Raw genomic sequence first — 15073 nt, 5'->3', positions numbered from 1 at the left:
CAACCCGCTTCGAGAAAACCGCCCGCAATTACCGCGCCGTTGTCACTCTCGCGGCTATTGTCCTATGGTTGCGGTAACTGTCCACACGGCCTAGTGCACCTACACCAATTATATGCTACCTTCTTTCATAGTAAAGAATTCAAAGAATAAAGCCGATTCCTCTTTTTGCTTCTTATTTAAGATTCTCTTGGGAGCCCCATCAGGCAGTCCCCATTGATTTATCCCAAATTCTATACTTGCGTAAAAACTAGCTTTGAATGCCCTCTTGACGATACGGGAATGGATATCGAAAAAATACAAAAAGGCCAACAACTCTCGCTGGCCCCAACTGGTTTGAATGTCGAATCTATTATCTGTGGTTAAGCCGTGAATCAGTCTGTTTCTCATTTCCAAAAAAAGTTGAAATCCGGCTTTTACCATTGGATTAATTTCCCAAGCTTCTTCCATTGAGGCAATCATATTTCCGAGCGTTTTCCTTTTCCAACCCTCCCTTAGATCATTTAGCGTTTTATATTTAAGTTTTTGCTTCTTTGAAGCTCCAAGTAAAAAAGAGTTTACGATGTGATTCTCTATTTGGGTGACATCTTATTAAGCACATACCTAGCATAGTTATAATATGAATAACGGGGCCATTCCAAACGTCCTCCTCATCATAATTGTTAACCAGATCGGAAAGTCCCGGATCCTTTCGCAGTTCGTCTACAGCTCTATATCCAATCGACCTCTCTTTTTCTATACCACACGTCCTGTAATCTTCGACACTGAACACAATATCGCATAGCAGCATTTCCTCCGTATTTTCAATATTTCTGAATTCTGCACCAAGGTCCTTAAATATTTTCCTACCATAAACGTACCAAGGCCAAGGGTTTTTCTTATAGCGATCTTGCCTCTTATAATTTCTAACAACATTTTCAGGGATAGATACAATTCTTTCCGCAATTACCTCGCCCAACTCAAAATCGTTCTCGCGACATTCAACACAGCGCGCGCTCCGGCTATTTTTTGCAGCAACAAAACAATCCTCGTACCCATCTGAAGTGACCCAATATAGATGCCAGTTGTTAGATGCCTTGCCCATTAAGCCGCCATTTTTTCAAAACAAAATCTCTCAAGAATGCCACAGAATTGATCTGACTCTGGTACTTAATGCGAAGCTAGGATGCTTGCCCGTAAGATGTGCCCTCACGCCGTCTTCGGCGTCACCAGCCCCAGTTCGTCAATCATCGCTTCGCGCATGAGAAACTTCTGCGGCTTGCCGGTCACCGTCATCGGCAATTCGGTGAGGAAGCGGATGTGGCGCGGGATCTTATAGTGGGCGATCTGGCCGGCGCAGAAGGCTTTGATCTCCTGCTCGGTGGCGATCTGGCCCGGCTTGAGCACGATCCAGGCGCAAAGCTCCTCGCCGTACTTCGGGTCGGGAATGCCGAAAACCTGCGCTTCCCTGACCTTGGGGTGGCGGTAGAGAAACTCCTCGACCTCGCGCGGATAGACGTTCTCGCCGCCGCGGATGACCATATCCTTGACCCTGCCGACGATGTTGCAGTAACCCTCGGCGTCGATGGTGGCGAGGTCGCCGGTGTGCATCCAGCCGTCGGCGTCGATCGCCTCGCGGGTTTTTTCCTCGTCGTCCCAATAGCCCTTCATCACCGAATAGCCGCGGGTGCACAGCTCGCCCGGCGCGCCGACCGCAACGGTGGCGCCGTCGGCATCGATCGCCTTGACCTCGACATGGGGGTGGACGCGCCCGACCGTCGAGACGCGCTTTCCCAGCGGATCGTCGACGCTGCTCTGGAACGACACCGGGCTGGTCTCGGTCATGCCATAGGCGATGGTCACCTCCGCCATGTGCATCAGCGACACCACCTTCTTCATCACCTCGATTGGGCACGGCGAGCCGGCCATGATGCCCGTGCGCAAACTGGTGAGATCGAAGGTGTCAAAATCCGGATGGTCGAGCATGCCGACGAACATGGTCGGCACGCCGTAGAGGCCGGTGCAGCGCTCGCCCGCCACCGCTTTCAGCGTGGAGCCGGCATCGAAGCCCTCGCCAGGGAAAACCATGGTCGCGCCCTTGGTGACGCAGCCGATCGTGCCCATCGACATGCCGAAGCAGTGATAGAGCGGCACCGGGATGCACAGCCGGTCGTCGACGGTGAGCCGGATCGCCGAGGTGACGAAATTGCCGTTGTTGACGATGTTGTTGTGGGTCAATGTCGCGCCCTTGGGCGCGCCTGTCGTGCCTGAGGTGAACTGGATGTTGATGGCGTCGCCGGGCTTCAGCCCCTCGGAGATGCGGTCGAGGCTGTCATGCTCGTCGCGTCCGGCCATCGCCAGCACGTCGGCAAAATTGAACATGCCGGGCGAATTCTCCTCGCCCATGCGGATGACGATTCTTAGCGCCGGCAATTTTTTCGCCTCAAGTTTTCCGGGCGTCGCCGTCGCGATCTCCGGCGCCAGCGTCTCGATCATGCCGAGATAGTCGGAGCTCTTGAATCTGACTGCCGTGACCAGCGCTCGGCAGCCGACCTTGTTCAGCGCATAATCCAGCTCGGTCAGCCGGTACGCCGGATTGATGTTGACCAGGATCAGGCCGATGCGCGCGGTGGCGAACTGCGTCACCAGCCATTCCCAGCGGTTGGGTGACCAGATGCCGACACGGTCGCCTTTTGCCAGGCCGAGCGCCAGGAAACCTGCGGCCAGGGCATCCACCGTGTCTGAAAGTTCGCTCCAGGTGAAGCGCTTGTCCTGGTCGACGAAGACGGCGGCATCGAGCGTGCCGTATTTGCTGACGGTGTCCGAAAGCAGCGCCGGGATGGTCTGCTGCAGCAGCGGCAAGGTGCGCTCGCCCGACACATGCGCCCTGCCGTCGACCGGTGCGACAAAGGTGGCGCCATTGCGCGGGCGGCGGCCGCGCAGGTTGGTGGCATTCTTCAACTCGTCGAGATTGATCGGCATCGCCGTCTCCTCCGCAGGCGGGCCTGAGTCTATCAGCCTGCCGGGGTGGTGGAAATCCCGTTGATGGTACTGGAGCGCGGCAATCCCTCCCCCTTGAGGGGAGGGTGGACGGCCGCCCAAGGCGGATGGACCGGTGGGGTCGTTGCGGCAGTGCTAGACGTGAGACGACCCCACCGGCCTCGCGCCGCGAGGCACCCTCCCCTCAAGGGGGAGGGATGGCGCCTGCCATCTTCGCGGCGATGTCGCGCAGAACAGCCTGGTCGATCGCCGCACGCGTCTTCCGCGACGCGACAAGGCAGGCCTGCGAGCGCAGGATGACGCCGTCGGCCAGCACCTTCAGTTGATTGGCGCGCAGCGTTGAGCCTGACGTGGTGATGTCGACGACGACATCGGCCAATCCCGCCGCCGGCGCGCCTTCGGTGGCGCCCAGGCTCTCGACGATCCGATAGACCTGGATGCCGTGCTTTTGCGAAAAGAACTGCTGCGTCAGCCGCCAGTATTTTGTGGCGATCCTGAGCCGCCTGCCGTGGCGCTGACGGAAATCGGCGGCGACATCGTCGAGGTCGGCCATCGTGTCAACGTCGAGCCAGATGTCGGGCACCGCCACCACCACATCGGCGTTGCCGAAACCGAGGCGGGCGACGATCTCCGCACGTGTCTCCCAATCGGCGAGGCTTTCGCGCAACAGATCCTCGCCGGTGATGCCGAGGTCGACCGAGCCCTGGCCGATTTCGCCTGATATTTCGGACGCCGACAGGAATGCCACCTCGACCGCTTCCACCCCTTCGATCCGGGCGCGGTATTTGCGTTCGTCGCCGGGCAGGCTGACGGCAAGCCCGGCTTTGGCCAGCACCCCCAGCGCCTGCTCCTTGAGCCGGCCCTTCGACGGGATCGCCAGCGTGATCATTGCGCCTTCTCCCGCAACCCTTCGATGCGGTCGAGCCAAACGGAAAAGCCGACGCCTGGGATCGGCGTTTTGGCGCCGAGCAACGTCAGCAGCCGGTCGTAGCGGCCGCCACCGGCCAACGGCCGGTCGCCGTTTTCCGCCGCGATCTCGAAGACCAGGCCGGTGTAGTAGTCGAGCGGACGGCCGAAGGCGGCATCGTAGCGGATTTTTGCCGCGGGCAGGCCAAGAGATTCGATCGCCTTGGCGCGTGCGGAAAAATTGTCCAGCGCCGCGCCCAGCGATAGACCGGCGCCGGCCGCGAAGATTTCGAGGGCTTTTGCCGCGCCGTCGAGCGCCACATCGATCGCCAGAAAATCCTTCAGCGCCGAAAACGCCTCGTTCGACAGCCTGACGCTGCGCAGTTCGGCCTTCTCGATCAAGCGGCGCGCAATGTCGGCCGGCGAGCGCCCGGCCGACGCCGACAGACCCGCTTGCTGCATGCCGACGGCGATATGCGTTGAAAGCCCTTCCAGATCGCCGTCGAGGACAAGGGCAGCGACCGGGCCGGCGAGTTGGCCATTGCGCGGCGGGTTGGCGAGGTCGGCAAGCGCTGCCTCCAGCATCGCCGCCGAACCGAAGGCGCGGGCCAGCCGCATGCGCCAGCCGCGCGGCAGGCCGAGTGCGGCGAGTACCGCCTCGAAAACAGTCTGGTCGCCGAGCGTGATCGTTAGTTTCTGGCCCGGCAGCACCAGCGAAAGCAGCGCATGCGCATCGGCTAGCGATCGGGCATCGGCCTGTGCGATGTCGCCGTCGCCGAGATCCTCGATGCCGGCCTGGAAAAACTCGTTTCCCCCCTCGCGGCGCTGGCGAAACACCTCGCCGAGATAGGAATAGCGGCGCGGCGTGCCGGCTTGGCTGGCAATGTGGTCGAGGCACACCGGGATGGTGAACTCCGGCCGCAAGCAAAGCGTCTGTCCGATCTCGCTTTCGGTGAGGAAAATACGCCGGCGCAGATCCTCGCCGGCCATATCGAGGAACGGGTCGGCCGGCTGCAGCACCGCCACCTCCACCGCATGCGTGCCGCGCGCGGCGAAGAGCTTGGCGATATCTGATGCGATGGCGGGATAGCGGGAGGTCATTGATCGGTTGGGCGCGAGGCACCCCCCTCTGGCCTGCCGGCCATCTCCCCCTCAAGGGGGGAGATTAGTCTCGTCGCAGCCGTCGCTAATTTTTCAAACCCGTCTTCAAGGTAGCAGAGGAAGTGCCTGCGGCCACGCTGCCGATCTCCCCCCTTGAGGGGGAGATGGCCGGCAGGCCAGAGGGGGGTGTTCACGCGCCACCCTTTGCGCGATCAGCCGCCTGCGCCGCCAGTATCTTCTTCACCTCGGCGACCAGCTCACCCTCCGCCACCGTCACCTGCGCGGGCCGCGCGGCGCGCCATTCGGCGTTGTCCACGATCTCCGCCGACATGCGGGCGCCCTCGATCAAATCCTTGATCTGCACCTCGCCCTTGGTGCGCTCGTCGCCGCCCTGGATGATGGCGACCGGGCTGCCGCGGCGGTCGGCATATTTGAGCTGCGCCTTCATGCCGGCACCGCCGAGATACATTTCGGAACGGATGCCGGCGGCACGCAGCTCGGCCACCATTTTTTGGTAGCGGCCAAGACTTTCCGTGTCCTTGTCCATGGTGAGCACGACGACCGGCGCGACGACATCCGACATGTCGAGCTTGCCGAGGTTCTTCAGCGCCGTCATCAGCCTGGAGACGCCGATGGAAAAGCCGGTTGCCGGCACCGGCTCGCCACGAAAGCGCGAGACGAGACCGTCATAACGGCCACCGCCACCGACCGAGCCGAAGCGCACGATTTTTCCCTCTTCGTTGGGGATCTCGGCCAGGAGCTCGGCTTCGTAGACCGGACCGGTGTAGTATTCGAGGCCGCGGACGACCGAGAAATCGATCTTTATGCGATCTTCCATATAGCCGGCGGCACGAACCAGCGGCTGGATCTGTTCGAGGAGTTCGTCCAGTCCGTCATCGTAAGGCAGGCGCGACATACCGCCTAAAGGATCGCGAACTCCGCCCGTCTCACCCGTGACCTGGTCAAGATTCTGACGCAGCTCATCAGCGTTATTGGCTGTGACTACCGCAAGCACATGCCGGATTTGAGCAGGAGCCAGCCCGGCACCCTTGGTGAAATCACCGCTCTCGTCCTTGCGCCCGGCACCCAGCAACTGCTGCACGCCCTCGATACCAAGCTTGTCGAGCTTGTCGATCGCCCGCAGCACCGTCAGGCGGCGGCCGACGTTCTCGTCGCCACCGAGGCCGATCGCCTCGAGTACGCCGTCGAGCACCTTGCGATTGTTGACGCGGATGACGTAGTCGCCGCGTTTGATGCCCAGCGCCTCCATCACGTCGGCCATCATCATCGCCATTTCTGCGTCCGCCGCCACACCCGGCGTGCCGACCGTATCGGCGTCGAACTGCATGAACTGGCGGAAGCGGCCGGGGCCGGGCTTCTCGTTGCGGAACACCCAGCCGGAGCGGTAGCTGCGATATGGTTTCGGCAGGCGCTCAAAGTTCTCGGCGACGAAGCGCGCCATCGGCGCCGTCAGGTCGTAGCGCAGCGACAGCCACTGGTCGTCATCGTCCTGGAAGGAGAACACGCCTTCGTTCGGCCGGTCCTGATCGGGCAGGAATTTGCCCAGCGCATCGGTGTATTCGATCAACGGCTGGTCGACCGGCTCGAAGCCGTAAAGCTCATAGACCGAGCGGATCGTCGCCATCATCTTCTCGACGGCGCGGATATCGTCGGCGCTGCGGTCGACAAACCCGCGCGGCAGCCGCGCTTTCATCTTTTCCGATTTGTCGGCCATGGCATGGGTACTCGGTGTTTCGTGACGTTCCGTGGATCGGCAAAATACTGAATTTCCACAGCGCGGGTGTCCTAACCGATGCAGCCGGGAGCGGCAAGGGTTTGCACCTTACCTGAAACAAACCGGGCCAAAACGAAACAATTCCGCCATAAGCGCGGCATCGTGCCGACACAATCGCAGCCGATAAAGCGCGCCGAAACAAGGGGTTCGAGCCATGACCACGGCACGGCAATTCGACATCATCGATAGCGGCGCCCGCGAGTTGCCCCGGCAGCGGCCGGCCGATCATCGTGCACCGAGGCCTGCAACCCAAATGGCGGGACCGTTCGAGGTTGCCGCGGACGAGCGTACAGGACCGACCATGCGCGATGCGCTGGTGACCGGCCTGCTGGTGATCTACCCAGCCCTTGCCACGGTGGCGGCCATCGTCGCCGGGCTTTTCCTGGCCGGCGCCGGCGGCGCTTGACTTATGTCGCCTGCTTCGGCGGTGTGAAAAGAAATCTCACTCCGGCCGCTTGAACGCCTTGCGCTCCGCCTCGACCTGCTCGCGGCAGACACAGCCTTCGAGATGGTCATTGACCAGCCCCATGGCCTGCATGAAGGCGTAGACGGTGGTCGGGCCGACAAAGCTCCAGCCGCGTTTCTTCAGCTCCTTCGAAATGCGTACCGAGACCGCCGTGGTCGGGTTGGCGCGCAGATGGGCGAGATCGACGATCTCGGGCCGTTCGTCCGGGCCGGGTTCGAACTTCCAGAACCAGGCTGCCAGCGAGCCTGCCTCGTCCGCCAATTCACGCGCGCGCTTGGCGTTGTTGATGGTCGAGACGATCTTGCCGCGGTGGCGGATGATGCCGGCATTGCCGAGCAGGCGCTCGACATCCATGCCGGTGAAGGCGGCGATCTTGTCGATATCGAAGGCGGCGAACGCCTCGCGGAAATTCTCGCGCTTGCGCAATATGGTCAGCCAGGACAGGCCCGACTGAAAGCCTTCGAGGCAAATCTTTTCGAATAGCCTGCGGTCGTCGGTGACCGGCCGGCCCCATTCATGATCGTGGTAGTGCAAATAATCCGGCAGATTGCCGTGCCAGAAGCAGCGCGCGATACCATCGGGGCCGGCGAGCAGGCCTGTCTTCTCATCCATGGCGGAATTCCATTCGTTAACGCGCCTCAGCGCTGCCTTTTACTCCGGCTTTACCAGATTCCTGAACCGGCCGGTAACCACACCGAAAGGTTTACTGACACATCCGCATTTTACGCATTCCGATTCACGTTTCGGTTGCCGTTCCGCGCCCAATGTCCGCGAAATCGGGGACGCTTTGCGCCCTGGCGTGTTCGATGATCAAGGTGCGTTCCGATGAAGACATTTTTGTTCCCGCTGCTCGGCGCCGCGGCCGTATTGGCCGTTGCCGCTACGTCCTCCAGCGCCAATGACCGCTATGCCGACAGGCCGCCGGTGATGGTGAGCCCCGATCTTTCAGCGCCCTGGGTGCTGCAGCTTGGCCGCGCGCCGGGCATCGTCCGCCAGAACCGACAAGAGATGCAAAAGCCGCAGCGCCGTTCTCAACGGCAGGCGCAACCGGCTCAGCTGCATACGGCGGCGATGCAGGCGCCGGCCAAGAAGCGCCTGCTCGCACGGCCGCAGATCAACCCGATCTACCTGCCGCAGCAAGTCGTCTATGACGGTCCGGAGAAGCCGGGCACGATCGTCATCGATACGAGGGAGAATTTCCTCTATCTGATCGAGAACAACGGCAAGGCGCGGCGCTATGGCGTCGGCACCGGCAAGCCGGGCTTCGAATGGGCCGGCAAGCACAGGATCTCGCAGAAGAAGGTCTGGCCCGAATGGCGGCCGCCGGCGGTGATGATCTCGCGCGAGGCCGCCAAAGGCCGTTATCTGCCGACCTATGTCGCCGGCGGCGTCGAGAACCCGCTCGGCGCGCGCGCGCTCTATCTCGGCTCGACGCTCTACCGCATCCACGGCACCAACCAGCCCTGGACGATCGGCGGTGCCGTGTCGTCGGGCTGCATTCGCATGCGCAACGAGGACGTCGTCGACCTCTATGAGCGGGTCGATGTTGGCACGACGGTTGTGGTGATGTAATCTGCAGTTGATTTTGTTGCCGATTCTGTCCAGAAGGCTCTGGACCATCGGAATACGGGGGACGGGCCGTGTGGGGATACGGTCAGTCACGAAAGGGCAGCGCGGCAAACCGTGCTGCCCTTTCTGTTTCTGGGACGGATAGCATAGATTTGGCAGGGTCGGGTTTGACGTCGCGCCAGAGGTATGGCGGTTCGCATTCTCGCTGCCATTCTTCTCGTTATTTTGCTATGTCGGCTGCAACGCTTACAGACAAAGGCCCATCTCCATGTCCCTGTCCGATGACAGCCGCTATCTCAAAGGCGGCCCGGTCGCCCAACGCATCATTGCCTCGGTGCGCGAGGATGCGGCGATCGCCACCGCCGAAGGTTTTCCGCCCAAACTGATATCGATCACCGTCGGCGACACAGCTGCGGTCGATGTCTATGTGCGCAACCAGCGCGCCAAGGCGGCATTGGCCGGTATCGGATTCGAGGAAAGACGATTTCCCGCCGACATCACCGCCGGCGAACTCGAAGCAGCGATCCACGGTCTTAATGCCGATCCGCGCGTCACCGGTATCATCATCCAGCGGCCGGTGCCGGTGCATATCCCGATCAAGACGCTTCAGGCGGCGGTGCATCCGCTCAAGGATGTCGAGGGCATGCACCCGGCCTCGATCGGCAACATCGTCTACAACCAGCTAGACCTTGCACCGTGCACGGCGGCCGCTTCCGTCGAACTGCTGAAGGAGACCGGTCTCGATCTGAAGGGGCTCGAGGTCGTCATCGTCGGCCACTCCGAGATCGTCGGCAAGCCGATCGCCTTCCTGCTGATGAGCGAGGGCGCGACGGTGACGGTCTGCCATCACATGACGCGCTCGGTGGCAGCGCACGCGCGCCGTGCCGATGCGCTGTTCGTCGCCGTCGGCAAGCCGCGGCTGATCAAGGCCGACATGGTCAAGCCGGGTGCCGCCGTCATCGACATCGGCATCAATGCCGAGATCGGACCGGACGGGGAGAGCCGCATCGTCGGCGACGTCGACGCCGAGAGCGTCAAGGAAGTGGCATCCTGGATCACGCCGGTGCCTGGCGGCGTAGGCCCGATCACCGTAGCGATTCTTTTGCGCAACACAATGGTGGCGCTCAGCCGGCAACGCGCACGCTACCAGGCGACCTACGGGATAGCAGACAGGCTGGCTGCTGAGTGAGAGCAGTCTGGAGTCACGTCACTCTGCTGCCACGACTGCCCTGTTGTCCCTCACGCCTTCCGGCCTCGGTCCGCCATAAGCCCAATCGAGCATTTTTACTGTGTGCACCACCGGCAGCTTTGCTGCGGAGGCGATCTGGGTGATGCAGCCGATGTTGCCGGTGGCGACAATTTCAGCACCCGTCGCCTCGATATTCCTGACCTTGCGGTCACGCAGCTGAGCCGAAATCCCGGATTGCAGGATGTTGTAGGTGCCGGCCGAGCCGCAGCACAGATGCCCTTCGCGCGGCTCGCGCACGACGAAGCCGGCCTTGGTTAGCAGCTCCTTCGGCTGGCGGGTGATCTTCTGGCCGTGCTGCATCGAGCAGGCGGAGTGATAGGCAACGATGGTGCCCGGCTTGCGTACCGGCTCGGGCAGATCGAGACCCACCAGATATTCGGTGATGTCCTTGGCCAGCGCCGACACGCGCGCTGCCTTTTCGGCATAGGCCGGATCGAGGCGCAGCATGAAGCCGTAGTCCTTGATCGTGGTGCCGCAGCCGGACGCGGTGATGACGATGGCATCCAGCCCACCCTGGTCGATGGCGTGCGTCCAGGCGTCGACATTGCGCCTGGCCGAGGCAAGGGCTGCCTCCTCGCGGCCCATATGATGGACCAGCGCGCCGCAGCAGCCCTCGCCCTCAGGCACCACGACCTCGACGCCGAGCCGCGTCAGCAGCGCGATCGTCGTATCGTTGATGCCGGGATCGAGTACGGATTGCGCGCAGCCGGTGAGGATGGCGACGCGGCCGATTTTTCTCGCGCCCTGCCCGGCATGGATGCCCGGCGAGGCCATTGGCGAGGCCGCCGGGACTGATGCCGGAGCGAGCTTGAGCATCGCGCCCAGCGGCTTCAACGTCGGGACCTTTTCGAACAGTCCGGCGAACGGCTGGCCGAGCTTTGCCAGCTTGAGCGCGGCGCGGAAGCGCGAGGGGTAAGGCAGGACGAAGGCCAGCAGGGCGCGCGTCAGGCGATCGAGCAGCGGACGCTTGTAGGTTTCCTCGATATGGGCGCGCGCATGGTCGACCAGATGCATGTAGTTGACGCCGGACGGGCAGGTGGTCATGCAGGCGAGGCAGGATAGGCAGCGGTCGATATGGGTGACGATCTCCCTGTCGGCCGGGCGACCGTTCTCCAGCATGTCCTTGATCAGGTAGATCCGCCCACGCGGCGAATCCAGCTCATTGCCAAGCGTCACATAGGTCGGGCAGGTGGCTGTGCAGAAGCCGCAATGCACGCATTTGCGCAGGATCTTCTCCGATTCCGCGACATGCGGATCGGCAAGCTGGGCAAGCGAAAAATTGGTCTGCACGCAAAAAGTCCTTACCGTTTGAGCATGATCTTTTCCGAAAACCGGTTCCCACTTTTCGGGATCATGCTCTAAAGTCCGAGGAACCAGCTTTCCGGGTCTTTGACCGGTTCGCCGCGCTGCAGCGCCTGCAAGCCGAGAATGCAGCGGGCGATGAACCAGATGGCGACGGCGACCATCAGTACGACGCCTATCGCCACCATCATCAGCACAACCGAGATCAGCGCATAGAGCAGGCCGATCCAGAAGGTGCGGATCAGGAATGTGTAGTGGCTCTCGACGAAACCACCTGCCTTGCCGCGGTTGATGTAGGCCAGGACGATGCCGACAATAGCGGTGACGCCGATGACGAGGCTGGCGAGATAAAGGATGTAGATGACCAGCGCGTTGGTCGAACCTGGCTCCAGCCATCGGTCGGTCTGGCGCGGCGTGGGCTTATTTGAATGAGCCTGGCCTGAATCAGCCGGGCCTGGATTGATGTCGCTCATCGAATTGCTCCCTCGGTTGCCGGGCCAAGAGTAGCAGAGCTTGCAGCCGGCGCCATACGGCCGGGATTGAGGATATTCTTAGGATCGAATTCGGCTTTGAGCCGCGCCGACAACGCTGCCAGTTGCGGTGCCTGCGGCTCGAATACCGGCACAGCGGCGCGATGCGAAGGTGCCGCGCGCACCAGCGTCGCATGGCCGCCGCCATACTGTCTCACCAGTCCGCGCAGAAGATCGGCTTCGGGATCGCCATGCTCCATGCGCAGCCAGATCAGTCCGCCCTGCCAGTCATAAAAGGCATCGACGGCCGCCTGCATGCGCAACGCCAGCAGCATCTGGTGACCTTGCGCCGGCGCCATCGACACGCGCCACACCGGCTTTTCCAGGCCGTCGGCAAACGGCGCGCAATCTCTGATATCGCGCCAGACGGAGCGCGAGATCTCGCCCGAAATTTCCTCGAGCGGGCCGGCATTCCTGAGCAGGTCCTTCAGCGCGGCGATGCGGTAGGCAACCGACGGGCCGAACCCCTCGACGCGCAGCAATGTCGCGGCAGTACTTCCGACACTGCCGCCGGCGACCCGTGCGGCAACGCGTTCGGGAAGATGGGCGGCGCTCGACACTTCGGCGCTGGAGCCGAGCGCCAGCGCCATGGCCGCCGCGGCATGGTCGTCGAGCAGGCCACCGACGGCGAGTGTGACTTCGGTCTCGGCAGCGGGCAGCACCTTGAAGGTGACGTCGGTGAACACAGCCAACGTGCCCCAGCTGTTGGCCATGAGCTTGGAGAGGTCATAGCCTGTGACGTTCTTGACCACGCGACCGCCGGACTTGAAGACCTCGCCGCGACCGGAAACCGCCGCTATGCCAAGAATATGGTCGCGCGCCGCCCCCGCCTTCAGCCGGCGCGGGCCGCAAAGGTTCGCGGCCAGCACGCCGCCGATCGTGCCTTTTCCCTTTTCGCCGCCGAGCAGCGGGCCATAGTCCAATGGCTCGAAGGCCAGCTGCTGACCGTTTTCGGCGAGCAGGCTTTCGATCTCGGCGAGCGGGGTGCCGGCTTTGGCCGACAGCACCAGTTCGGCCGGCTCGTAGAGCGTGACACCGGACAGTTTCGACAGGTCGAGCGTATGTTCGGTCTGCAGCGGACGGCCGATACCGCGCTTGGAGCCATGGCCGAGGATTTCGAGCGGCGAGTCTTCGGCGGCCGCCCAGGCAACGGTGGCGAGGGTTTCGGCGGCGCTGGACGGGGTGAAGGTGGTCATGGCGTTGCGCCGGTGGCAAAAACGCCGCGATCCTTCCCACCCCCCTCTGTCCTGCCGGACATCTCCCCCGCAAGGGGGGAGATTGGCAGCTTCGGCGCCTTGCTATTCCGGCAACACCGGTGATTGGCGAAAGCCGAAGCCACATCCGATCTCCCCCCTTGCGGGGGAGATGTCCGGCAGGACAGAGGGGGGTGTTCAAGCGCCAACGCTTCCACTTAAAACCTCGGAATGTCCGGAAACGCCGTCTGCCCGCGATGCACGTGCATCCGTCCGAGCTCGGCGCAGCGGCGCAACTGCGGAAAGACTTTGCCGGGGTTGAGCAGATGGTTGGGGTCGAAAGCGCATTTGACCCGCATCTGCTGGTCGAGGTCGATCTGGTTGAACATTTCCGGCATCAGGTCGCGCTTCTCCACCCCCACCCCGTGCTCGCCGGTCAGCACGCCGCCGACCTTGACGCAGAGCCGCAAAATGTCGGCGCCGAAGCTTTCCGCCTTGTCGAGCTCGCCCGGCACATTGGCGTCATAGAGGATGAGCGGATGCAGATTGCCGTCACCGGCATGGAAGACATTGGCGACGCCGAGCCCGTATTTTTCGGAGAGCTCGCGCATGCCGTGCAGCACGCGCGGCAGTTCCTTGCGCGGGATCGTGCCGTCCATGCAGTAATAGTCGGGCGAAATGCGGCCGACCGCCGGAAAGGCAGCCTTGCGGCCGGCCCAGAAGCTCAGCCGCTCCTGCTCCGACTGCGAAATGCGGCATGTGGTCGACCCGTTTCGATAGGCGATGGCTTCGACAAGGCCGATCAGGTGATCGACCTCGACCCCCGGCCCATCGAGCTCGACGATCAGCAGCGCCTCGACATCCAGGGGATAGCCGGCATGGACGAAATCCTCGGCCGCATGAATCGCCGGGCGATCCATCATCTCCATGCCGCCCGGGATGATGCCGGCGCCGATGACGTCGGCGACGCATTGGCCACCCTGCTCGCTGGTCGGAAAGCCAATCAGCAGCGCGCGCGCCGTCTCCGGCTTCTTCAGGATGCGCACGGTGACCTCGGTGACGACGCCGAGAAGGCCCTCGGAACCGGTCATCACCCCGAGCAGGTCGTAGCCTTCCGCGTCGAGATGCTTGCCGCCGAGCCGCACCACCTCGCCGTCCATCAGCACCATCTCGATACCGAGCACGTTGTTGGCGGTGAGGCCGTATTTGAGGCAATGCACGCCGCCGGAATTCTCCGCGACATTGCCGCCGATCGAGCAGGCGATCTGGGAGGATGGATCGGGGGCGTAGTAAAAGCCCTCCTGCTCGACGGCGGTGGTGATGCCGAGATTGGTGACGCCCGGCTGGGCGACGACGATGCGGTTGGGAAAATCGATCTCGAGGGTGCGGTTGAAGCGGCTCATGACCAGCAGCACGGCGTCTTCAAGCGGCAGCGCGCCGCCGGACAGCGAGGTGCCGGAGCCGCGCGGCACGACGCGGATGTTGCGGTCGTTGCAATATTTCAGCACGCGGGAAACCTGCGCCACCGTTTCGGGCAGCACCACGACCAGCGGCAATTGCCGATAGGCGGTGAGGCCGTCGCTCTCGAACGCACGCATCGAATTGGCGGCGTCGACGACGCCTTCGCCCGGCACGATGATGCGCATATTGGCGACGATCTCGTCGCGCCGACGCATCGTGGCGTCGTCTGGCTTCGGCATCAGCAGGCCGGACATCGACAGTCTCCTTTCGATCGACTGGTAAAAATCTTTTACCAGCGGCAGGCGCTTGTTGCAAATCCTGCTTTGGCCGAAATCGAGCGCCGACACCGGGACGTCTTGCGCGGCCGCTGCGGGGAGGGTCGCGAACGAAGGGAGCGGGGCGAGAGGGACGCGCTGACTTTCTCCTCCTCGGAGGCCTTTGCACAGAATCGGATTGGTGATTCCGTTCGCAAGGAAGATAGGGAGATGATTCGGATGGTCGATCGTGTGCTTGGTCAACTGAGCC

General features: G+C 62.4%; 15 protein-coding genes. 4 read left to right on the top strand and 11 right to left on the bottom strand.

The genetic code is table 11. The features are described from left to right. Positions 1–108 precede the first annotated feature (108 nt). From NKH12_RS27165 to hisS, 6 genes are all read right to left on the bottom strand, one after another. Positions 109–447 carry a hypothetical protein gene (locus tag NKH12_RS27165; RefSeq protein ID WP_352955977.1) on the bottom strand — a complete coding sequence of 113 codons (339 nt, stop codon included), beginning with the start codon at positions 445–447 and terminating at the stop codon, positions 109–111. A gap of 67 nt (positions 448–514) precedes the next feature. Beyond that, positions 515–1081, bottom strand: coding sequence for a hypothetical protein (locus NKH12_RS27160; RefSeq protein WP_352955976.1), 567 nt, complete (start codon positions 1079–1081; stop codon positions 515–517). A 104-nt stretch (positions 1082–1185) separates the two neighbouring features. After that, entirely contained in the window at positions 1186–2958 is a 1773-nt protein-coding gene (locus tag NKH12_RS27155) for an AMP-binding protein (RefSeq protein ID WP_352955975.1), read from the bottom strand. Between the two features lie 202 nt (positions 2959–3160). Next, positions 3161–3865 carry an ATP phosphoribosyltransferase gene (gene hisG / locus NKH12_RS27150; RefSeq protein WP_352955974.1) on the bottom strand — a complete coding sequence of 235 codons (705 nt, stop codon included), beginning with the start codon at positions 3863–3865 and terminating at the stop codon, positions 3161–3163. Further along, entirely contained in the window at positions 3862–4983 is a 1122-nt protein-coding gene (locus NKH12_RS27145) for an ATP phosphoribosyltransferase regulatory subunit (RefSeq protein ID WP_352955973.1), read from the bottom strand. Before NKH12_RS27145 ends, hisG begins: the two co-directional genes overlap by 4 nt. Before the next feature lie 190 nt (positions 4984–5173). After that, entirely contained in the window at positions 5174–6718 is a 1545-nt protein-coding gene (gene hisS / locus NKH12_RS27140; protein WP_352955972.1) for a histidine--tRNA ligase, read from the bottom strand. A 214-nt stretch (positions 6719–6932) separates the two neighbouring features. On the opposite strand from hisS, the gene NKH12_RS27135 reads away from it, so the two are divergent. After that, complete coding sequence (locus tag NKH12_RS27135; RefSeq protein ID WP_352955971.1) at positions 6933–7184, top strand: hypothetical protein; 252 nt, start codon at positions 6933–6935, stop codon at positions 7182–7184. A gap of 36 nt (positions 7185–7220) precedes the next feature. Here the strand turns inward: NKH12_RS27135 and NKH12_RS27130 are convergent, their stop codons facing one another. Continuing rightward, positions 7221–7856 carry a DNA-3-methyladenine glycosylase I gene (locus NKH12_RS27130; protein WP_352955970.1) on the bottom strand — a complete coding sequence of 212 codons (636 nt, stop codon included), beginning with the start codon at positions 7854–7856 and terminating at the stop codon, positions 7221–7223. Between the two features lie 213 nt (positions 7857–8069). Between NKH12_RS27130 and NKH12_RS27125 the strand changes: the two genes are divergently transcribed. After that, positions 8070–8816, top strand: a complete 747-nt coding sequence (locus tag NKH12_RS27125) for a L,D-transpeptidase (protein WP_352955969.1) — start codon at positions 8070–8072, stop codon at positions 8814–8816. A gap of 265 nt (positions 8817–9081) precedes the next feature. Next, entirely contained in the window at positions 9082–10002 is a 921-nt protein-coding gene (locus NKH12_RS27120; protein ID WP_352955968.1) for a bifunctional 5,10-methylenetetrahydrofolate dehydrogenase/5,10-methenyltetrahydrofolate cyclohydrolase, read from the top strand. 18 nt (positions 10003–10020) lie between these two features. Here the strand turns inward: NKH12_RS27120 and glcF are convergent, their stop codons facing one another. The 4 genes from glcF to NKH12_RS27100 form a co-directional block, all read right to left on the bottom strand. Beyond that, positions 10021–11352 carry a glycolate oxidase subunit GlcF gene (gene glcF, locus NKH12_RS27115; RefSeq protein ID WP_352955966.1) on the bottom strand — a complete coding sequence of 444 codons (1332 nt, stop codon included), beginning with the start codon at positions 11350–11352 and terminating at the stop codon, positions 10021–10023. Between the two features lie 68 nt (positions 11353–11420). Further along, the gene (locus NKH12_RS27110; RefSeq protein ID WP_352955965.1) at positions 11421–11837 is read right to left on the bottom strand and encodes a DUF4870 family protein; all 417 of its coding nucleotides are present in this window, start codon (positions 11835–11837) and stop codon (positions 11421–11423) included. Continuing rightward, on the bottom strand, positions 11834–13090 hold the full coding sequence (locus tag NKH12_RS27105) for an FAD-binding protein (protein ID WP_352955964.1): 1257 nt from the start codon (positions 13088–13090) through the stop codon (positions 11834–11836). The genes NKH12_RS27110 and NKH12_RS27105 overlap by 4 nt, the downstream gene beginning before the upstream one ends. A gap of 215 nt (positions 13091–13305) precedes the next feature. Beyond that, complete coding sequence (locus NKH12_RS27100; RefSeq protein WP_352955963.1) at positions 13306–14802, bottom strand: FAD-linked oxidase C-terminal domain-containing protein; 1497 nt, start codon at positions 14800–14802, stop codon at positions 13306–13308. A gap of 69 nt (positions 14803–14871) precedes the next feature. Here NKH12_RS27100 and NKH12_RS27095 point away from each other — a divergent pair. Beyond that, positions 14872–15073, top strand: a 202-nt coding sequence (locus NKH12_RS27095) for a hypothetical protein (RefSeq protein ID WP_352955962.1), incomplete at its 3' end; no start/stop codon positions are given.

It is taken from the genome of Mesorhizobium sp. M1322 (assembly GCF_040318085.1).
Classification (GTDB): Bacteria; Pseudomonadota; Alphaproteobacteria; order Rhizobiales; family Rhizobiaceae; genus Mesorhizobium.
This window is presented reverse-complemented; position numbering and strand designations above follow the sequence as displayed.